This window comes from Spiroplasma endosymbiont of Dioctria linearis, from assembly GCF_964030865.1.
Taxonomy (GTDB): domain Bacteria; phylum Bacillota_I; class Bacilli_A; order Mycoplasmatales; family Mycoplasmataceae; genus Spiroplasma_A.
On sequence record NZ_OZ034984.1, the window covers coordinates 951,295 to 972,718 of the forward strand.

At 26.2% G+C, this 21,424-nt stretch carries 19 protein-coding genes; 1 reads left to right on the forward strand and 18 read right to left on the reverse strand.

The genetic code is table 4. From position 1 onward, the window contains the following. The 16 genes from nrdI to AAHM84_RS04175 form a co-directional block, all read right to left on the reverse strand. Positions 1–456, reverse strand: coding sequence for a class Ib ribonucleoside-diphosphate reductase assembly flavoprotein NrdI (nrdI, locus tag AAHM84_RS04100; RefSeq protein WP_342258647.1), 456 nt, complete (start codon positions 454–456; stop codon positions 1–3). Between the two features lie 3 nt (positions 457–459). After that, the gene (gene nrdF, locus AAHM84_RS04105; protein ID WP_342258648.1) at positions 460–1,482 is read right to left on the reverse strand and encodes a class 1b ribonucleoside-diphosphate reductase subunit beta; all 1,023 of its coding nucleotides are present in this window, start codon (positions 1,480–1,482) and stop codon (positions 460–462) included. Between the two features lie 500 nt (positions 1,483–1,982). Further along, entirely contained in the window at positions 1,983–2,246 is a 264-nt protein-coding gene (locus tag AAHM84_RS04110) for an HPr family phosphocarrier protein (protein ID WP_339029804.1), read from the reverse strand. 81 nt (positions 2,247–2,327) lie between these two features. Continuing rightward, positions 2,328–4,499: an ATP-dependent helicase gene (locus tag AAHM84_RS04115; protein WP_342258649.1), complete on the reverse strand. Its 2,172-nt coding sequence runs from the start codon at positions 4,497–4,499 to the stop codon at positions 2,328–2,330. Positions 4,500–4,570: 71 nt separating this feature from the next. Beyond that, the gene (locus tag AAHM84_RS04120; RefSeq protein WP_342258650.1) at positions 4,571–5,746 is read right to left on the reverse strand and encodes a serine hydrolase domain-containing protein; all 1,176 of its coding nucleotides are present in this window, start codon (positions 5,744–5,746) and stop codon (positions 4,571–4,573) included. Further along, positions 5,739–6,410 (reverse strand): RDD family protein, encoded by a 672-nt coding sequence (locus tag AAHM84_RS04125; protein ID WP_342258651.1) that lies wholly within the window; start codon positions 6,408–6,410, stop codon positions 5,739–5,741. The genes AAHM84_RS04120 and AAHM84_RS04125 overlap by 8 nt, the downstream gene beginning before the upstream one ends. Before the next feature lie 15 nt (positions 6,411–6,425). Then, the gene (locus AAHM84_RS04130; RefSeq protein WP_342258652.1) at positions 6,426–7,394 is read right to left on the reverse strand and encodes a glycosyltransferase family 2 protein; all 969 of its coding nucleotides are present in this window, start codon (positions 7,392–7,394) and stop codon (positions 6,426–6,428) included. A 95-nt stretch (positions 7,395–7,489) separates the two neighbouring features. Beyond that, on the reverse strand, positions 7,490–8,851 hold the full coding sequence (asnS, locus tag AAHM84_RS04135; protein WP_342258653.1) for an asparagine--tRNA ligase: 1,362 nt from the start codon (positions 8,849–8,851) through the stop codon (positions 7,490–7,492). 68 nt (positions 8,852–8,919) lie between these two features. Beyond that, a complete protein-coding gene (locus AAHM84_RS04140; protein WP_342258654.1) occupies positions 8,920–10,029 on the reverse strand; it encodes an alpha/beta hydrolase in 1,110 nt (369 codons plus the stop codon). Between the two features lie 24 nt (positions 10,030–10,053). Beyond that, positions 10,054–10,833 carry a hypothetical protein gene (locus AAHM84_RS04145; RefSeq protein WP_342258655.1) on the reverse strand — a complete coding sequence of 260 codons (780 nt, stop codon included), beginning with the start codon at positions 10,831–10,833 and terminating at the stop codon, positions 10,054–10,056. Between the two features lie 9 nt (positions 10,834–10,842). Beyond that, on the reverse strand, positions 10,843–11,799 hold the full coding sequence (gene tsaD / locus AAHM84_RS04150) for a tRNA (adenosine(37)-N6)-threonylcarbamoyltransferase complex transferase subunit TsaD (RefSeq protein WP_342258656.1): 957 nt from the start codon (positions 11,797–11,799) through the stop codon (positions 10,843–10,845). Between the two features lie 340 nt (positions 11,800–12,139). Continuing rightward, the gene (gene deoD / locus AAHM84_RS04155) at positions 12,140–12,850 is read right to left on the reverse strand and encodes a purine-nucleoside phosphorylase (protein ID WP_425289574.1); all 711 of its coding nucleotides are present in this window, start codon (positions 12,848–12,850) and stop codon (positions 12,140–12,142) included. A gap of 82 nt (positions 12,851–12,932) precedes the next feature. Beyond that, on the reverse strand, positions 12,933–13,874 hold the full coding sequence (locus tag AAHM84_RS04160; RefSeq protein ID WP_342258658.1) for an ABC transporter permease: 942 nt from the start codon (positions 13,872–13,874) through the stop codon (positions 12,933–12,935). Further along, the gene (locus tag AAHM84_RS04165; RefSeq protein ID WP_342258659.1) at positions 13,858–15,561 is read right to left on the reverse strand and encodes an ABC transporter permease subunit; all 1,704 of its coding nucleotides are present in this window, start codon (positions 15,559–15,561) and stop codon (positions 13,858–13,860) included. Before AAHM84_RS04165 ends, AAHM84_RS04160 begins: the two co-directional genes overlap by 17 nt. Then, complete coding sequence (locus AAHM84_RS04170; RefSeq protein WP_342258660.1) at positions 15,554–17,101, reverse strand: ABC transporter ATP-binding protein; 1,548 nt, start codon at positions 17,099–17,101, stop codon at positions 15,554–15,556. Before AAHM84_RS04170 ends, AAHM84_RS04165 begins: the two co-directional genes overlap by 8 nt. After that, positions 17,102–18,478, reverse strand: coding sequence for a hypothetical protein (locus tag AAHM84_RS04175; protein ID WP_342258661.1), 1,377 nt, complete (start codon positions 18,476–18,478; stop codon positions 17,102–17,104). A gap of 282 nt (positions 18,479–18,760) precedes the next feature. On the opposite strand from AAHM84_RS04175, the gene AAHM84_RS04180 reads away from it, so the two are divergent. After that, the gene (locus AAHM84_RS04180; protein ID WP_342258662.1) at positions 18,761–19,315 is read left to right on the forward strand and encodes a hypothetical protein; all 555 of its coding nucleotides are present in this window, start codon (positions 18,761–18,763) and stop codon (positions 19,313–19,315) included. Here AAHM84_RS04180 and trmB read toward each other — a convergent pair. Further along, positions 19,312–19,962: a tRNA (guanosine(46)-N7)-methyltransferase TrmB gene (gene trmB, locus AAHM84_RS04185; protein WP_342258663.1), complete on the reverse strand. Its 651-nt coding sequence runs from the start codon at positions 19,960–19,962 to the stop codon at positions 19,312–19,314. The genes AAHM84_RS04180 and trmB overlap by 4 nt on opposite strands. A 9-nt stretch (positions 19,963–19,971) precedes the next feature. After that, positions 19,972–21,411 (reverse strand): magnesium transporter, encoded by a 1,440-nt coding sequence (mgtE, locus tag AAHM84_RS04190; protein ID WP_342258664.1) that lies wholly within the window; start codon positions 21,409–21,411, stop codon positions 19,972–19,974. Between the last annotated feature and the right edge of the window lie 13 nt (positions 21,412–21,424).

Genomic DNA, 21,424 nt, shown 5'->3' on the forward strand with positions numbered 1-21,424 from the left:
TTATTCCTCTCAAAAATCTTCCAAGATTTTTCTTATTGTTTCAACATCTTGTGCAGTTCCTAAAAGCTCAAATTGATATAGTAAGGGAACATTTAACTTTTTAGAAATTATCGGTCCTGCAATTGCAAATGTATCACCAAAATTAGTATTTCCAGAAGCTATTACTCCTCTACATAAATTTCTGTTATTTTCATTATTTAGAAATCTTATAACTTGAGCTGGTACAGCCCCTTTTGTATCTCCGCCACCTCCAGCATAAGTTGGAGTTATTAAAACATATTCCTTTTGAACAATTAGTTGATCATCTATTTCATAAGGAATTCTTGCATCATTTACATCTAGTTTTTCCATAAATCTATGGGTGTTATTAGACACTGAAGAAAAGTATACAACAAATACTTTTCCCTTTGGTTTTTTAATATCTTTATTTGATATTTTAATAACATCGTCATGCATTAATTAAAATTCTCAATCCTCATCAGATGTTTCTTCGGTTACACCCATAACATAAGATGACCCATTACCTGAGAAAAAGTCATGATTTTCATCAGCTCTTGCTGATAATTGGGTAAATATTTCTGGTTCAATTCTAGTTTCTTCTTCTGTAAATGGAGATTCATAACCCAAGTTTTGTAAAAACTTACCTGCATTATATAAACTAAATCTTACAGCATCTTCTGCAATACCAAACCCATCATATAGTTCATATAAAAATTTATTCTCTAACTCTATTAATTCATATAGTAAGTCAAATACAAATTTTTTCATCTCTGCTTGTTTTGCAGGAGATAATTTTTCAACTTTTCTTTGATATTTGTATCCACTGTAATAATTATGAATAACCTTATCTCTCAAAATTAATCTTATAATGTCTGAAGTATTTGGTAATTTTCCTCTTGCTGATAAATAAAAGGGTAAGTAAAATCCTCCATAAAGTAAAAACCCTGGCATAAGTGCGGCTGCAACTTTTGACTTTAATGGATCATTTCCTGTGTAATATGGTATTAATGCTTTTGCTCTTTCTTGTAAACTATCAGAATTAATTACTCATTCATGTGCTTCCTCAATTTGGTCACTTGAACATAATGTTGAAAAAATTGTTCCATAAGATCTTGCATGAACAGCCACCATAAACGCAAAGTTAGTATAAATAACTTGCTCATGATCTGTTAATGAATTTGGCACTTGTGCAACATCTCCAACAGTTGCTTGAATAGTATCCAATAAAGTAAGTCCAGTAAAAGTTCTTGTTACTAGCTCTTGTCATTCTGGAGTTAGTGTTTTTCATGAAACTAAGTCATTTGAAACTGGAACTTTTTCAGGTAATCAAAAATTTTGTGTAGCTCTATTTCAAACTTCTAAATCCTTATCATCATTCATTACATTTCAATTTACCGATCTCATTCTTCCATTGAATTTATTCATAGCAAATTCAATTGGAGAAAGTGAGTCATAATAATATTGATTCTTTTTCTTTGCCATTTTTTTATTTTCGCCTTTCATTTAATTCTAGTTTTATAGAATAATGCAATACAATAGTGCCTGTAATTATAAATTATACCTAGTTTGGTTGTCAAAAATGATACCTAGAAAAGTAGATCATTTCACGTAACACTTTTTACTAAATAAATATTAAGTGAAACAAAAACACTATATTTGTATCCTGGTTAAAATATTATCTTATATTAATCCTTTTATAAGCCAATAAAAAGATTAATATAAAATCCCTTGTTTAACCTTAATTGTTATAAACTTACTCATTTATACTACTTCCACACATTTACCCCTAAGATAAATCTGTTGATATCCTTTATGTGAAATTTGTGTTTTTTATTTCTATAATGTTATAACTAAAAAAACAAAAAAAGGTATAGTTTTTTCAAAAAAATTTAAGAAAATAATTCATTTAGTTTCACTAAATAAGATTTTTTTCTAAAAGAGAATGTTAAGAATAAAAAAAGCCTTATCAGGGCTTATTAATACTAGATAATTGAGTTATCTTTCATTGCTTTCTCAATTGCCTCAATAGCTTCGTTTTCGTCTTGGCCATTTGCTTCAATTGTAATTTCAGCACCAGTTTTAACTGCTAATGCCATAACATTCATAATTGATTTTAAATTACCTTCTTTATCTCCACATTTTATTTTAATTTCTGATGCGTATTTTGAAGCTTCTTTCGTTAAAACTGATGCAGGTCTTGCATGTAATCCAACTGGATCAATTACTTTAGCTGTAAATGAAGTCATGTATTATCCTCCTTAACAATATTATTGTATATAAAAATGATACATATACAATAAAAAAAACGCTTTAAATTTTAATTAATTCTATTCTATTTTTTCTCATGAAGCAGAGTTTATTGGTATCATTTTAACACCCTGTTTTGGATCTGTAAAAGCCACCGAAATATATCTATCAATAATCTTAATAACTAGACCATCTCCAAAAATCATATGTTTTATTTTATCGCCTTTAACTACGCCAGCCTCCAGTTTATCAGGTTTTAGTTCTAAATTTGCTTTTCCTTTATAAGTACTTGAGACATCAGTATTAGAGTGAAAATAAATGCTTTTTTCTATTTCATATAATTCAGGATTAAGCTCTTGAATAAATCTAGAAGGTCCTAATTCACCATTAGATATATAAGAATATTCTCCTGAAACGTAAGATATAAAAAGTCTTTCTTGAGCTCTTGTAATTGCAACATAAAATGCTCTTCTTTCTTCTTCTAAATTTTCAATTGATAAAAAGCTCATTTTTGAGGGGAATACATCTTTGTTTAGACCCACAATAAATACAACCTTATTTTCTAATCCTTTTGCCGAGTGAATTGTTAATAGAGTAACCTTATTTATCTCATTTTTATTTTCTTCATCACTTGACAAAGCCTCTTCTTGTAAAAAGATAACTGCTCTATTTAAGTCATTTTCAGTTTCATTATAATAAGTGTCATATTTTTCCATTTGATCATAATATGCTTCTAAATTTTGCAATGCTTCAATATCTTCTTTATCTTTTAAATCTAGACGGTCTCTATAACCAGATTCTTTAATTAAAGTTTCTGTTAATTTTAATATACTTTTATTTTCTTCAAATATTTTTCTTGCGTTTTTTAAGCATTCTATAAGATCATTTAAATTTTTGGATATTTGATTAACTTCTTGACTTTTTGTTGTTAATAAATCAAATAAATTTAAATTTAATTGTTCTGATGCTACTTTTAATTTTGAAGCTGTTACAGCTCCGACTTTAGGAGTAAATGTAAAAACTCTTTCCATAGATAAATCATCTTTAAATACAACTGCTCGTAGTAGAGCAGTTACATCTTTAATTACTTTTCTATCTCTAAATTTAAACCCTCCAATTAGCTGAAAAGGAATTTTTTGATTTTGAAATTCCTTTTCAAATTCCTGGGACCATGCATTTGTTCGATAGAGAACAAAAATATCTGAATACTTATAATTATTTTCCTGAACAAGTTCCTTTATTTTTTTAGATACAAATTTTGCTTCAAAGTTTCTTGAAGCTACTTCTTTGACTTGAACTATTTCCCCCTCTTTTTTTTGAGTAAAAATATCCTTCTTCTCTCTATTTTTATTATTATCAATAAAGTTATTTGCAATATCCAAAATTGGTTTTGTTGATCTATAATTTTCATTTAGAATTATTGTACGAGAGTTTGAAAACTCATTTCTAAAATTAAGAATAATATTTACCTTTGCACCTCTTCATGAATAAATAGTTTGATCTGGGTCTCCAACAACAGTCAAATTATTTTTTTTGCCTGTTAATCATTTTACTAAATCAAATTGTATGTAATTTGTATCTTGAAACTCATCCACCATTATATAGTCAAATCTATTTCTTCATTTTTCTATTATATTTATATTATCGTTGAATAGTTTATGAACTTTCAAAATTAAGTCGTCAAAGTCCAAATAATTTTTTTCATATAAATATTGTTGATAATCTCTATAAGCTTTTGCTCATTTCTTTTCTTCAAAATTAAAAGTTTCTTCATATGCTTCATTTCAATCAATCTGTTTAGACTTTCAATTACTAATTTTAGATAGAATTTTTCTTTCTGGCCTATTTTTTTCTGTACTAATATCGAGTTTTTTAATTATATCTCTAATTATTTTTGCTTGATCTGAAGCATCAATAATAGTGAAATCCTTTGATATACCAATATCTTCACAATCTTCTCTAAGCACTCTAACACAAAAAGAGTGAAATGTTGTAATCAAAGGACTTCTATCTAAATTTGGAATTATTTTACTAACTCTATCTTTCATTTCCTGAGCTGCTTTATTTGTAAAAGTAACTGCTAATATCTTTGATGGGTAAATTCCTTCTTTTTCAATTAGATATGCTATTTTCGTTGTTATAACTCTCGTTTTACCACTTCCAGCTCCCGCTATTATTCTTACAGGCACATCAGTAGTAATTACTGAATCAAGTTGCTCATCATTTAATTCTTTTAATAGTTCTTTTATCATGTAAATAACTCCTATAACTTTTCTATAATATCAATTTTTAGAGATAAAACTTCGGAAAATAAAATAATAATTTAAATACTTTTTAAATCCTGATAAAGTTTTTCAAAAAATTCAGATTCAATTAATTTGTTATGTCCCGGTTTAGAACTTAACATTAAACATACACTAAATTTATTTATGGGATCAACTAATCCTGTAGAACCTAATAAGCCATCTCAGCCAAATTCTCCAATTTCAGTTAGTGGAAAATTTTTATTTTCTATTCTTACTCTTACACCATAACCATAACTATAATCTTCATTTAAAGTTCATCTAAAATTTGATCTCAATTTTTTTAGTCTATCTGTTGTCATTTCTTTTAAAATTTTTTCACTAATGATTTGCTCTCCTTTTATATTTTTTCCATCAATTAAGAAATCTAAAAACTTCAAATAATCACCTACTGTTGTAAATAAGCCAGCCCCACCCATTGGCATTTTTGGAACATTGTCAATTTCTTGAATAAAAAAATTAAAATTCTCTACTTTTTCCAAAATAGGCTTATCTTCTAATAAACTTCAATTATAAACTTTTGCTTCTCTTCTTCTATCTTTTAAGTAGAAGTCGCTGTCTAACATTTCTAACCTGTCAAATATTCTTTGCTTTACAAAATCTCTATAACTCATTGATGTAGCTTTTTCTATTACGGCTGCAATAACATCTAGTGATAAACCATATCTTCAATTTGTTCCTGGTTCAAATTCTAAAGGAATTTTTGAAAGTTTATTTATAAAAGTATAGTAATCCATAAATTTACCATTGATTGGCTTTACAAATTCTGCTAATAGTAAAGTTGTCTGTTTTTGGGTTATAGTTTTATTTCCAAAATATGCTAACCCTGAAGTCATTGTTAATAAATGTTTAATTAAAATTTCATTCTTAGCTTCAACTATTTCATTATTATTTTGAATATTTAAAACTTTCATATTTTTAAATTCAGGAAAAAATTTATGTAGAGGATCATTTAAATCTATTACTTTTTCATCAATTAAAGTTAAAAATGCAGCCACTGTTACTGTTTTTGTTAGTGAATAACCCCTAAAAATTAAATTTTCATTCATTTCAGATTTTGTATCTATATCATTAATTCCATAGGAAAATGAAAAAATGTTTTTTTTATTTTTATTAATTTTTAAAACTGCTCCTGTAAAATATTTTTTTTCAACTAACTCTATCAATTTATTTTTAGTATTTTCAAAATTATTCATCTTCTTCTCCTATTATTTTTTTTATTTCTTCTAAATCAATTTTACCTGGTCTATTTTTTTGTAGGTGGATATGATCAATAGTTTCATCTTTTTTTTCAATAACTACTATTTTTTCTAAAAAATAAACTCTTATTTTTAATTTTAAATCTATTGAGGAAATATTATCTTTTTGTAAATAGATTGTTAAAGGAATATAAATAAATCACATTGCGAGAAAAGTATATCCTATATTATTTATTATTTTTAAAATAATTATATTATCAGAATCTTTTGGAGTAGTAAATAAAATAACTCCCATAATAATTTGAATAATTAATAAAAAAAATAAAGGAACATATAGAAAATATAATTCTCTTAAAAATACATTTGATAATGTTATTTTTTCATTATTTATTTTTTTTAATCTTAAATTAAAAATTAATTTTCCCAAAGTATTCCCTTTACATAAGTATGGTAAAAGTACAAAGTATAAAAACAATACTAGTTGGCTTACAGGAATATTTATAAGTAAACTATTTAAATCATGAATAGGATTTAGAAATGACAATAGTAAAGTTGGAATTGAACAGATAATAATATCAAAAAGTCTTGCAAAAAAGATTCTTCCTAAATGTGGCTTAACCAAATTATGAGAAAAATCATTTTTACTATTTTGATTTATCATTGAAAATCATCCTTTTTATTTTGCTAATTTTAATAGGTTTTTCATATATGACGAAAAGCCTATTACTACTTCTTTAAACTTCTCATCTTTTGTTTCTAGAAAAGCTTTATTATTTTTCATAAACTCTTCTCTTTTATCTTCAAATTTTCTGCTTGCAAAACTAGATGCCTTTTTAATTAATAATTTATTATCAAATTTTCTAATATTCCACAATCATATATGTATCATAGTTTTATAATAAGCATAATTTAAATAATCTTTTAAGTTTTTAAATTTACCAATTCTTCTAAAGTAATTTAAAATATGAGTTCATTGATTAACTAAGTCAAAAACTGAATATTGAACTTTTTGCAAACTCATTTCTTCTAATGGCTCTTTTATGTTTAAAAATAGATATGAATTTGCCTGTCCTAAAATTTTATATGCAAATAACATATCGTATCTTACAAACCTTCTGAATTTAAAACCAAATTCTTTTAATAAATTTGTTTTAAATAATTTATTTGATAAAGAACTACTTAAATAAGCAAATGGTTCAAATTCATTATTTAAATTATAAATTTTTCCTTTTTCTAAAAAAGTATCTATACATTTATCTGATAAACCAGTTAATTGCGTAGTATATTCCAAAATATCAATTTCTTGATTTTTATATTTTCCTAATTCTTTTTTTAATAGACTAATAAAGTTAGGATTAATTTTGTCTCCTTGAGATATAAAATGTATATACTCACCATCAGCTAAATCAATAGCAGTGTTTCAGCAAACTGCAGCTCCTTGAATTGAACTATTTATAACTATTTTTATATTTTCAATATCTCAAAAATATTTTCTTGATATTGAAAGTTGTTCATTACTTTCTAGCATTTTATCTGAAATTAAAATTATTTCATAATCCTTTTCACTTTGATCTAAAATACTTTGTAATGTAGCGTCTATATTTTCTTCAATATCTTGTCATGTAAGAACAAATGAGACTAACATAGAATACCCCCCTACTTATTACAATAATTTTACACTAATTTATAAGTACAAAAAACCTTTTGTAGAAATACATAAAAAAGCAAAGTAATTTGCTTTTAAAATATTAAATTTCTAGGAGTTCTTGGGAAAGAAATTACATCTCTTATATTTGAAGCCCCAGTTACATACATTATAAGTCTTTCAAAACCAAGACCAAATCCAGATGATTTATAATAACCATAATTTCTAAGTTCATTATATCAACTTAAATCATTTGGCTCAATTCCCATTTCCTTACATCTCTGAATAATTTTATCAAAACTATCCTCTCTTTGGCTTCCCCCAACTAATTCCCCAATACCTGGTACTAATAAATCTGCTGCTGCCACAGTTTTATTATTATCATCTTGTTTCATATAAAAAGCTTTAATATCTTTTGGATAATTAGTTACAAAAGTTGGACACTTATTAACAACTTCACATATGTATCTTTCATGTTCTGTCCCTAAATCAAGACCAAATTCTATATTTGATTCTTCAAATTTATGTCCATCTTTAACAGCTTTTTTAAGAACCTCAATAACTTGTTCATATTTATTTATGGCAAATTTTGAGTTTCTTACATTATTTAATTTATCAATTAATCCTTCTTCCAAATTATTATTACAGAATTCTAGTTCATCTTTTGCGGTTTCAAAAATATAATTAATTGTGTATTTAATTAAGCTTTCAATAATTTCTAAATTTCCCTTTAAGTCACAAAAAGCCATTTCTGGTTCTATCATTCAAAATTCAGCTGCATGCTTTGAAGTATTAGAATTTTCTGCTCTAAAAGTTGGACCAAAAGTATAAATATTTTTAAAGGCTTGTGCATAAGACTCACCATGTAATTGACCAGAAACAGTTAAACTTGCCTTTTTACCAAAGAAATCATTTTCATAATTAGCATCTTTTATAGTAGTAACTGTAAAAGATTCTCCTGCTCCTTCAGCATCATTAGCTGTTAGAATTGGTGTATTTATATAAATAAAGTTTTTCTCTTGAAAAAATTTATGAATAGCAAAAGCTGCTACTGACCTAATTTTAAAAATAGATTGAAAAGTTTTAGTTCTTGCTCTTAAATGAGATATTTCTCTCAAAAATTCAGGTGAATGTTCTTTTTTTTGAAGTGGATAATCTTCAATTGCTTGATCCAATAAAGTAATTTCTTCAGCTTGAACTTCAAATTCTTGCTGTTTTCCAGGCGTTAATATTACATTTCCCCTTATTTCTATAATAGAACCCACTCTAGATTGACTAGCTTGTTCATAACCTTTAATATCAGACTTATAAACTACTTGAACATCTTTAATTGTCGTTCCATCATTTATAATTAAAAAACTGACAGTCTTACCTTGTCTATTATTTCTTACTCTTGCAATCAAATTTACTTGCTTTGCATTTTTATATTCTAAATATAATTCTTTAATATCGTTCATATTAATACTTCCTTTTGCAATATTATTATACAAAAAAGAGAGTTAAAACTCCCTTTTATTTTTATTAACTAATTTAGTAATAAAGAAATTTTATCTTTTTTCTCAAATTTTAATAAACTTCATTCTTCTACTAAATTTTTAAAAAGTTTCTCATCTTTTTCATACAAATTAATAAACTCAGCTAATTTATAATTATATGTTTTAAAATGATATCTTACTGACTGAGTATGCATTGAAAAATTAAAAACTAAATAGTTATCCTCTTTACAATTTCTTTTCAATAATAGTTCGTACGTATCTGAGCAGCTTGTAACTTTGTCATCTGTTGAATGAAAAAATAAGGTTGGAAAGAGACTTTTTTTATCAATATCTTCTAGAACTTTAAATATGCTGACATCATGTAAATTTAAATTACTTTCCTGTCGGTTATGTTTCTCAATTAATCTATTAATAACTTTTTTAGTTCTTCTCTTTGGCAATAAGAATAAATAAATATTTCTAACATGTAAAAATAATCTAAATACACTTCCATAACCTGCATCTGAAACTAGAAATTGTAAATTCAGTTTCTTAAATTCTTCATTGTATACTATCGAGCAATAATTAATTACAAAAGCTCCCATACTAGTTCCCATTAAAGCTAATTTATCAACTTTTTTATTTTTTTTAATTCAATCTACTGCTCCCATTAAATCATGCTGTTCATTTGCTCCCATTGTTGTAGAACCATTTTCTGATTGACCATGACCTCTAAAATCAAAAACCAAAATATTATATCCCATTTTTGCAAAAGCCATTGCATGATGAAGTGATCAGGTTTTATGCCCAGCAAATCAATGACAAGCAATTACTCACTTATTGGAATTCTTATTTGGTTCATAAATTAAACCTGAAATATTTAAACCATCTCTTGCTTTAAAATTAATTGAAGATATATTTTCAATATCTTTTACTTCAATTTCTGGTCTTTTATAAAATCTTTTAACAATTTTATTTGTAGTAAGAATCTCTCTGAGTCAAATTTTATCTTCTCTAGATTTATTGTATTTTTCAACTTTTTTTGAAACCCTTAAAGAAGATTGCGAAAAAGGTTTTTCTAATCCTGAATAGAAAACTCTAAAACTTCTTTTAACACTATTTAATAAGGTATTTTTTCTTTGTTTTTGGGATTTTTTCATAAACTAATACTCATTCCTATAAAATTAATTATCAGAATTTAAAAAATGATAAATTAATAAGTCATTAAAATAATTAAATGGTACAGAACTTGAAATATGTCCTTTATAAATACTCTTATCAGGATTATCTACTATTAGAGTATGAATAGAATTTAAATATTTTGTAATATCACTCGACGCAACTTTTCCTGAAATATAAATTATTTTTTTCTTCATTTCTCCTAGTTCTGTTATTGCTTTGTCTAATCTTGAAGAATTACCATATCTAGTAAAGAAAATAAAAATATCCTCTTCTTTTGAAGTTTTAATTCTATCTTTTATTGTTTCTTGGTCACTATCTAATAAATAAACATTAAATCCACTTTTGTAAAAAAAGTTTGAAAGTTCCTGTGCTGGGCCTGAAAGTAAATTTTCTCAATAACAAAAAAATATCTTTTTTGAAGATTTGATAATATTTAAAGTATCAAATATTGATTTTTTTTCTATTAATGCATAATTTTGTTTAATTATATTTATATAACCTGAAACAACATTTTCATCATTTTTTGCTATATTAATTTCTTGATTCTCTGCATCATTTGCAAGAGAAATAGCAAAATCTCTAAACCCTTTAATGTTTAATTTTTTTAATAATCCATAAATTGCGCTGTAACCAGTTCCGGCTTCTTGTGCCATTCTTTCAATTTTCATATTTGTATCAACAATTTCTTTTAAGTGATCTCTAATATAGTCAACAATTTTCTTTTCCTTTATTGTTAAATCCTTATCATCGATTGTTGTTAATTTGCTTAAAAATGATCTCATAAATCTCTCCTACTTTTTATCTTTAATTAAATATTCATTTGTCAACTCAGCTATCATAGCTGCATTATCTGTACAATACTTTAAATTTGGAATATTTACATTTTTTATATTATATTTTTTTCCTACTTTATAAAAAATATCTCTAATGCTTTGATTTGCACTAACTCCTCCAACAACAGTTATTGTATTGGGTTTAAACTCCCTAATGGCCTTTTCAAATTTTAACATTAAACTATCAATTGCTGTTTTTTGAAAACTTGCACAAAAGTCTTCTATTATAATCTTTTCATTATTTTGATTTAGCTTATTGATTAAATTAAGACTAGCTGTTTTTAATCCTGAGAATGAAAAATCATAACTATCATCATTTTTAGTAATAGGCAATTTATACTTTTTGTCATTACCTTTTTGTGCTAATTTATCTATTTTTGGACCACCTGGATATTTAAATCCTAAAACTCTTGCTACTTTATCATAACATTCACCAACAGCATCATCTTGAGTTGTACCTATTAATTCAAAAATCAATGGTTCTTTTAAAAATTGAATTTGAGTATGTCCCCCGCTAACCACTAAAGCTAATACTGGATATTGAAATTTTTGTTCAATATTTGCTCCATATATGTGGCCCTGTATGTGGTTCATGTCCATTAACGGTTTTTTTAAATACATCGCAATAGTTTGTGCAACTAATTTCCCTATAATTAGACTTCCAATAAGTCCCGGATTTGATGTATAAGAAATATAATCTATATCTTCTAACTGAGAATTACTTTGTTGAAGTGACTCTAATAATACCCAATGGAAATTCTCCACATGTAATCTTGAAGCTAATTCAGGAATGACTCCTCCAAATTCAGAGTGTTCCTTTATTTGACTTGAAATTATATTAGACAAAATTTTTCCATTATCCATAATTGAAATACTAAATTCATCGCAACTTGACTCAATAGCCAAAATTCTCATTTAAATCCTCCCTTTTAAAGTTATCTTTATTTTACTATATTTTAAAGTCTAGTAAAAGATTTAATAGAATATTTTTCCACAATGCAAAAATACACCAATATTAAGTTATTAAATAAAATATGCACTTTATCACTTGTTTCTATTCATAGTTTAACTCTTTCAGGAGTTTTGAACATAAATTATATATACTCTCTTGAAAAAACTACTAAATTAAAATTCTTCAAAGTTGCAAATATTTATTATTTATTAAAAGGACTTAATAAATGAAATAAAAAATTCTGCATCTATTTAGGATGCAGAATTACTTATATTGATTTTAAAAATATTTTTTATTTTTCTATTATTTTAAATCTATAGATGCTTCCAATGCTAATTCTATCATTCCCATAAAATTATTTTGTCTTTCTTCAGCTGTTGTTATCTCTTTAGTAACTAAGCTATCTGAAACAGTTAATAAACAAGCAGCTTGTTTATTTGTAAGTTTTGCATTTGCGAATAATGCAAATGTTTCCATTTCAACAAGAGCTAAATTATTGGCTTTTGCAAAATCTAATATATTTTCATATCTATAAAAAACATCAGATGAGTGACATCTTCCGCTATGAATTTTAATATTTTTTTTCTTTGCAACTTCCTCTATTTTTTCAAATAATATTTTACCAGCCTCAATTATATTTGAATCAATATTAGCAGCAATTTTTGCATAGTTATTTTCTCCAAATGATTCTTTAACATTAAAAATATCATAAACTTTAATTTCTTCTTTATAACTTCCTGCACTTCCAACTCTTATTATGTAATCAACATCATAAAATTTGAAAAGTTCATATGAGTAAATCCCAATACTTGGACAACCCATTCCACTTCCAGCAACAGTTATTTTTACACCTTTGTAAGTTCCTGTATACATAAACATATTTCTAACTTCATTTACAAGTTTTACATTTTCTAAATATGTTTCTGCTATTTTTTTTGCTCTTAATGGGTCCCCTGGCATTAATACAATTTTTGCTATGTCTTCTTTCTTAGCATTAATATGTGGTGTTGGTATATTCAATGTAATATTCCTCCTTTTTTACCAAGGTTATTTTAACTAAATAAAAAAAAATTTCCATAGAAATTTTTTTATAAATTTATCTTTGCGTTTTATCAAATGGTATTCCATTTGCTTTTGGTGGTTTTGATCTTCTTGCAAAAATCATCATAATTACTAATGACATTACAAATGGTAATATTCTAAATAATGAACCATTTGTTTTCATTCAATCTCCGGCATTTTCTATTACTGGAAGTCTTGTACCGAATGCAAACATTAAAGAAAATACAAATGAGAATAATGCTATCATACTAATTCTTCATTGCCCTAGAATCATAATAGCAAGTGATATGTAGCCATACCCTTGTACTGATCCTGCAAAACTACCTAATAGTCTTGATACAACAAATATAGCACCGGCTAATCCAGCAAGCATGCCTGAAATTAGTATACAAACTATTCTATATTTTGTAACTGAGATTCCAGCTGAATCTAGAGCATGAGGATTTTCACCTGCAGCTATATGTCTTGTACCTGTTTTTGTAAATGTAAAATAAAATCCAACAATAAGAGAAATAATTATAGCTATAACAAGATATAGCGTAATTATTATGTTAATTCCTGAACCAATTCCAATTACCATAAAATTAGTTGCAATATAGTTTTCTGGCCCTGTTAATGTTGAAGTTGCAAGAACTAATGCAATTCCTTGTGCCAAGATATTTATTGCAGTACCTGATATTATTTGATCTCCCTTTAATTTTATTGCCGTAAAAGCATGGAGTAATGATAATAGTCCTCCCATCATAGCTCCAATAAGTAATCCAACTAATTGTCATCATTGACTTATTTCAGCACCTGATGAATGAACTACATATCCAAATATACTATATCCTAAAGCTCCCATTGTCATAAATCCTTCAATTCCAAGATTTACAACTCCAGATCTTTCAGAAAACATCCCAGCAATAGCTGCTAACATAAATATTGCAAAGAAAGTAGATGTATCACTAAACAATGCACTAATGAAGTCTGTCATATTTATCTTTCACCTCCACTAATCTTTCAAAATATTCTATTTTTATTTTTTCAGTATCCTTATTTTCTTTCAAATTTTCTTTATATTTAATTTTTAAATCTTTTATGAACGCTTTTGCTTCAAATTTTGAAGCAATATAACTTTCCTTTAATATTTTTATATCATGTTTTGTATTCTCAATAAGTTCTGTACACTCTTTTGAGATATTTGCTTTTTCTTTTTTATCATAATGACTTATTTTTGCAATTATTATATCAAGAGCTATAAACTGTCTTTTTGTTTTTTTATTATGAAAATTAATATTTAAACCCTTAATTGAATTTAATTCATAATTTTTATATCCATTTTGAATTGCATCATTAATTGACTCTTTTAAAACAGAAATATTTTTTAAATATTTTCTATTATAAAAAGTCTTTAATTCATTATATTGATAAGAAAGCTCTGAAAGTTTTTGTTTATCTTCTTTAGAAACATTATTAATTTCTTTCTTAATATTAACCAATTCTTCCAAATTTTTAATTTCTTTAATTAATTTTTTTATATTTTTAATTTCCAATTTATAAACTGCTATTTGATTTTTTGTAACTATATCTTTTTCAAGATACAATTTCTCTTTTATTTTTGTTCACAAATTTAGTTTAATAAATATAATATAAAGTGTTGAACAATAAATTATAATACCAAAAATTAAATCTGCAACCTCTGGTTGTAAATTATTGAATCCTGGTGTTGTTATTGCAACTGCTGCTCCCTCTTTGACAATTGCTCAAAATAATGCAATTGGTACAATACCTAAAATATTGTTAAAGGCAACCAAAGCAATTGGAATACCATCAAAACCAAGTTGAGGAACTAAGTCCTTATTAAAAGTTATACTACCTTGAATTAAGAAGTAATAGAAGAATCCAGCCATACTTATTAGTGCTCCTTGAATAGCCATAACCATTAAGATGTAATATTCACTTTTAATACCAGCATATTTTGCAGCAGTTGGTGAATTACCAATTACTTTAACTTTATAACCTGTTGTTGTAAATGTAAATACAATATAGACTACAATAACAGATATTAATGCTAACATCACACATAATGCTCATAATGAATTACCAAGCATAGCCATTGATTCATTTAATGAAGGAGATGCTGCAGGCGTTTCTGAAACTGTCATATATCATTTTAATAAGTATCAAAATATTCAATTAAGCAATATTGAAGAGGCAACCTCATGTACATTTAAATAAACTTTCATTGCCCCACAAATTACAGATATTAACATTCCAGAAATTATAAACATTATAAAAATTAAGAATGCATTTTTTGTATCGTTACCAATTGAGTTCATTATTATATATGACATTAATAATCCTGATAGGATTTGTCCTGAACCACCCATATTAAATATTTTTAATTTAAATCCCAGAGCTAAACCTAATCCAATTAGTATATATACTCCAAAGTAAACTAATGTTCTTTCAATATTTGTTGATAATGCTCTTACAAACGCTGTTCCTAAAAAAGCAAATCCATTTTCACCATTAGTAAATATAAATAATACACCCACAAAAAGACCAAGTAAAATTGATATAACTGAAGACTTAACAAACCCCAGTTTTTCTGCAAATCCTGGTGATTTAACAAAAGCCTCTGTTTTTACTTTCATAGTTCATAGTTTAATTTTAAACATTTACACTAACTCCTTCCAAATTAGAAGTCATTAATTGACCAATTTTTTCTTTAGTCGCTTCTTTTTTACTTAACTTTCCAATGATATTTCCAGAATTAAGAACAACAATCTGATCTGCTAATTGCATTACTTCTGACAGTTCATATGAGATTAACAATATTGCTTTTCTATCCTCTTTTGCTTTTAATATTTGTTGATGTATAAATTCAATTGAACCAACATCTAATCCTCTTGTAGGTTGAAAAATAATTATAAAATCATTTTCTCTTGAAAGTTCTCTACCTATAATAACTTTTTGTTGATTACCTCCAGATAGATCTCTTACAACTCTAAAACCAGAGTCTGAGTTTCTTACATCATAGTCTTTTATTATTTTTTGAGTATGATTTTGTACTTTTGCAAAATTTACAAATCCCCATTTACTATACTTACTAGTTGAAATATCTTGTAAGGTTGTGTTATTTATAATATTTGCATCTAAGACTAAACCATGCTCATGTCTATCTTCTGGAATAAAACTCATTTTATTTTTTAAATATCTTTTTGAAACTGATGACTTTGTAATATCTTCACCTCTATAAAATATTTTTCCACTTACTGGCTTTGTTAAACCGCTAAGTACTGCAGCAATTTCATTTTGTCCATTGCCTTCAACACCAGCAATGGCAACTATTTCACCCTCTTTTAACTCTAAATTAAAATTTTTCAAACCTATAACTTTATTATTACTATGTTTTTTAACATTAATATTTTCAAATTTAATTACGGTTTCACCTATTTTAGAAGTAGAATTATTTTTAACTTCAACAAGTGATCTTCCAACCATTGCTTTTGAAATATCTTTGATACCTATTTTTTTAACATCATAAGTACCAATATATTTTCCCTTTCTTATAACAGTTGCTTTATCAGCTACTTTTTCTATTTCAGCAAACTTATGAGTTATAAAGATAATTGTTTTACCCATCTTTTTAAACTCTAACATAACATCTAATAATCCATCAATCTCTGTTGGAGTTAACACAGCAGTAGGCTCATCAAAAACAAGAATATCTGCATCTCTATATAGAATTTTTAATATTTCAACTCTTTGTTTCATACCTACAGATATATTTTGAACTTTTTTATTTAAATCTACTTCTAAATTATACTTATGCATTAATTCCACTGTTTTTTGAATAACTGTTTTTTTATTAATAAATTCTCAACCTATTACATCTTCAGCACCTAAAGCTATATTTTTCCAAACAGGTAAAATATCAATCATTTTAAAATGCTGATGAACCATTCCTATTCCTAATTTTGTAGCCTTTATTGGAGAAGTAATTATTTCTTCTTTACCATTTATTTTTATAGTGCCCTTTGTAGGTTGGTATATCCCAAATAGAATTGACATTAGTGTCGATTTACCAGCACCATTTTCACCAACTAAACAATGTATTTCTCCCTTTTCAACTTTAAAATTAATATTTTCATTTGCAATAACTTTTTTATTAAAAATCATTGATATATCTTCCATTTCAATTGCATAATTAATCATTTAGAAAGTACCTCCTAAAGTAATATTTAGAATTTTATCTCCATAAGCCTTAATTGTTTTTTCATTAATTAATGATTTTTCAAAACTGTTATTATCAATTGTTTCAAATAATTCTATTGATGCTTTTGTTAATACATCAGGTTCAAAAATTAAAAGTATTTTTTCTTTCAATTCCGGTGTAGCTAAATTTCTACCCCCAGCTGACATATTACCACCAACTCAAAGAGTTTTTCCAACTTTACCTTCTTCTCATTGAGAACTACTTCATTCTTTTTTATCATCAAGCGCAACTGTAACAAATTCTCCCTGTTCATTTTTTTCAGTTAAATTAATTTTATCTTTTAAATACTCTGCTGTTTTTTTAACAACACCGTCATTAATTCAATATGGTGTATGTGCTAAACCAACTATAGTAGCATTCTGAAGATCCTTTTCAGCACTTGTTAAGAATATTCCCTTATTCTGAGGAAAAGCTTCTGCTTGATTAGTATCTACACCAATCACTTTTACAGTTTCTCCTCCATCTTTTTGTTTTGAAAGACCAACTACATCTATAGTTTGTGGTCCTGCAACTGGCATTATAAAGTTTGCTCCATTTTGTATCAAAGTACTTGATACAACTAGTCCATCTCCTTGTTGAAATGAGTTCGAATATCAACTAGCATCTGATGGAGAATTAGGAAATTGACTTTGAGTCATTTTGACTTTTTTTGTTAAATCTTTTTCATTTAAATCAAAATCAGTTTTAAATATTTCCTTACCTTGATCAGTTTTTTTTAGTTCATTGAATACCTCAATAGAGGCTAAATATCCAACAATGAATGCATCTACTGCTCTTGGATTTGATATTCCACCAAAAGATCCAAGAGAGATTTCTTTGTATTTATCTCCTTGTTGGAGACCTCAAATTATAGCACTCATTCCTGCATAAAAGCCAGAAATATCTCCTCTAAAGCTAAATGCAAGTTCATTTGTTGCAGAGCTTTCTCCATCTAGGAAAATAGTTGAACCTTTACCACTCATTACTTCTGGTGCATAATTTTCACCTTCCCCAGGCATTGCATGGTGAAAGCCAGGTAATAAAATAGTTTTTGCCCCATTATTTCTGGCATTTCTATATTGATTTTTCATTACCTTTGAACTACTATTTTCTGGTTCAATTTTAGATATTTTTAAATCTTTTTTTTGAAGAACTTCTTGAAGAAACTCATTTCCTGCTTTAAAAGTGGATTCATTAAAAGATTTATCAGAGATTTTACCTGCATCTGTTACTAAATATATTTCTGATATTGCAGATAATTTACTACACGAAACTAGACTAGAAGTTGATGAGCAAACAACAACTCCAGCCATTAATCCTGAAAGTAATTTTTTCACTTCGTTTTTTCTCCTATATTTATTTATTTGTGTAAACTAATTATTGCTATTATTTTTGATAAAAAGGACTTTATATATGTAAATTAAAAATTCCTTTAATTTATTTGCTTTTAGGTAATGTATTGGTACATTGTAGAAACATCAACCCTTTATGTCGACTTATAAAAGCTGTTATTTAATTTACACTTTTATTATAGAATGAATAGTTTTAAAATAAGAATTTTATTTATATTATTTTCAAATTTTATTAATAATAAAATATAATATAACAAGGTGAAAAAAATGGACTTTAAAATAATTAAAAAAGACTTAAGAAAGCCAATCCTATGATTTGCATCATTGACATTATCTTTCATGGTTATTTCTTCAATTATAATTCTAAGCATAGGTAGTTTAGAATTACGAAAAAAAATATCTTTATTTTGTCAAATCAATCTTAATTTTTTATTAGTTTATATAGTATGTTTATTGACGAACTTAAGTAAAATTTCCATATCTTTATTTTACAATATAGAAGTTGTAACAAACTTAGAGACAAATGAAAAAGATATTAAAATTTTAAAGACCAGATTTGTAACTATCTTTACAATTATCTTTACAATTGGGGCATTCTTTATTGAATTAACCAGTGGTTCAATAATTGATAAAGTAAGTTGAACTCAAAAAGCATCTGAATCTTGATGAATATACTTTATTCTTTTTATTATAAATTTTATATATTTGTATTTATTTTTTGAAATAAATAAATATTTAATTACACAAAACTTAGAATTTAAAAATTCATATTTAGAATTTATTAAAAATCCACCAAAAAAAGAGGTTATAGAAAAAAACTAGACCTCTTTTTTAATTATAATTTTATTAATTTTTTTACCAATAGAATGAAATTTTTGCTCATATTCAGTTGCTATATTATCTTTCAATAAATATTTATTTGAGTATAGATCACTAGTTTTATAAAGAACTTTAAATTTAGATTCTCTAATCTGATCTAAACTAAAATTATATAATTGATCATTATCTGTTTTAATTTCAATAACTCCATTATTTTCTAATAACTCTCAATAAATTTCTAGGAAAGTTACATAAGTTAATCTTTTTTTATAATGCTTTGCTTTTGGTCAAGGATCTGAAAAATTTAAAAATATACCTTTTAAAGAGTTGGCTTCAAAAATATCCAATAAATTTTCAGCAAAATTATTTAAGAACAGTAAATTATTTAAATTAAAATTTTCTTTGTTAAGCGCCTTTTTTAAAGCAACTCCTATTACAGTACTTTCTTTTTCCATAGCAATAAAATTTTTATTAGAGTTTTGAATTGCTTGATTAACGACAAATTGACCCTTTCCACAACCTATTTCTAAAAATGTATCTTGTCTTTTTAGAAAAAAATTTATTGGATTAATTTTCTCTTCTGTAGTTATTAAGAACTTTAAGTTTTGTTCAATAAAATCTTTTGTTCAATTTTTATTTCTTAATCTCATATAAACTCCTTAAATATAACTTGCAAAGAAAATTAAACCTATTGAGAAAAATAATGCAGTTGAAAGAGCATCTACTAAAGTTGTTAATAACGGAGCTGCCATCAATGCAGGATCTAATTTCAGTTTTTTAGCAATTATTGGAAGTGTTCCTCCAATTAATTTTGCCATTATTAACGATAGATACATAGCAATTGAAAGTGTAGCAATTGTATATCATATTCTAGGATCCTTTAAATTGCCTTTAAACTCAATTGAGTAGATAATTACCATTCTTATAAAATTTACTAAAACAAGTATTAAGCCTGTAATGATAGCTACTCTAAATTCTTTCCACATTACTCTTGCATAATCTTTGGTTTCAACCTCTTTTAAAGATAATGCCCTTACAATCATCGTTGAAGATTGACTTCCAGCATTACCTGTAGTTCCAGAAATTACAGTTAACAAAGGAGTTAATAACATCATAATAATGTAACTTGGGTCTGAGATAGTGGTTTCACTTTTAGAGTGATAAATTTTTATAAAAGTTGAGATTATAATTTGTGAAAACGTAGCAGAAATCATTAATAGCAATAATCAAACACTTCTAGACTTAACCATTTTTCAAATACTTGTCTTAAAATATTCATCGTCTGTTGGACTTATACCAGCCATTTTATGGATATCTTCAGTTACTTCTTCTTCAATCACATCCAAAACATCATCCACAGTAACAATCCCTACAAGTTTTTGTTGAACATTAATAACTGGAAGAGTTGTAATATCATATTTTTTAAATAGCTCTATAACGCTTTCTTGATCATCTTTTGTATAAGCAAATATAACTCTTTCATCCATTACTTCAGATAATAGTGATTCTCCTTTTGAAAAAACTAAATCCTTTAATTCAACAATTCCCTTTAAATTATTTAAATCATCGACTACATAAAATGTATTATGATCTTCTGACTCTTCATCTCTTTCTCTAATTTTTTCAATTGCTTCTGTAACAGTTCAATTAATTTTAAATCTAGTATAATCAACACTCATAATACTTCCAGCAGTATCATCGTTATATTTTAAAATACTATTTATTTGAGCCCTAGCTTCCGCAGTTGAAGCTCTTAGAATCTTCTTTACAATATTTGAAGGCATCTCCTCTAATATATCTACAATATCATCTGTATATAATTCTGAGAATAACTGACTAACTTGTTTTGAAGACATTTTGTTAATTATTTCTTCTTGAATATCTGTATCAAGATGAGGAAATATTTCACTACTTGTATCATTTGTGAATAATCTTAATGCAACAATTATTATTTTTTCATCTAATTTTTCAAGAGCCTCAGCAATATCTTGTGGATAATGATTTTCCTCTAATTTTCTTAATTCTTTAATATCATTTGCTTGAATCGCTTTTTCAATTTCTTCACTTAACGTCTTTAACTGTTCTTCTCTTTCCAACATATTATTCCCTCTT